This is a genomic window from Poseidonibacter sp., assembly GCF_041821165.1.
Taxonomy (GTDB): Bacteria; Campylobacterota; Campylobacteria; order Campylobacterales; family Arcobacteraceae; genus Poseidonibacter.
This window is the reverse complement of the sequence record NZ_JBGUES010000285.1, coordinates 1-610: the sequence shown is the minus strand read 5'-3', so window position 1 is coordinate 610 and position 610 is coordinate 1. Positions and strand designations below refer to the sequence as shown.

At 32.8% G+C, this 610-nt stretch carries 1 protein-coding gene; it reads right to left on the bottom strand.

All coding sequences use genetic code 11. The features are described 5' to 3' along the window. On the bottom strand, nt 1-610 hold a 610-nt coding region (locus ACERKK_RS13185; protein ID WP_373773533.1), incomplete at both ends, for a two-component system response regulator.

The window sequence follows — 610 nt, the reverse complement described above, 5'->3', positions numbered from 1 at the left end:
CTTTTTGCGGCTGAGTTTAGTGCGTTTAAATACTTGCTTTTCAGATCGTGCTCTCTCTGAACATTAGAGTTTATTTGATGGATGATGAGTTTCGGATTCAGTTTTTTGAATAGAAATCCACTTATTTTGGATTTTAATAATTTATCCATTTTATCCATATCATCGGCATCGGATACAAGGATATTGATAGGTATGTGATTTGAAACAATTTCAGTGATCTTATCTAAAATAGAAATAGCCCAATCTGCCTTATCATCAATAATAATACCCCAAGTATTGGTGTCTTGAAGCGCCATAAAAAAATCACTGTCAGTATAAACTGCTCTTATGTTTGTTTTGAGATGTTTTCGAGGAAGAGGAAAAGGTTTAATTCTATGTGCACAATAAATTAGATTTCCTTTTTCAAAGCTGATATCATCTTTTCTGGCACCATCAAGAATATCTTTTCTTAGGTATGCCTTTTTTAAATGAGATTTTATCTTCGATATAAAAACTTTTTGTTTTATCGGTTTGGTAATGAAGTCATCCGCTCCGTCATTGAGATTTTTAATCCATGTTTCTTCCTCATTATTACCAGATAGGAAGATGAAGGGAGTGTGTTGGTATTCAG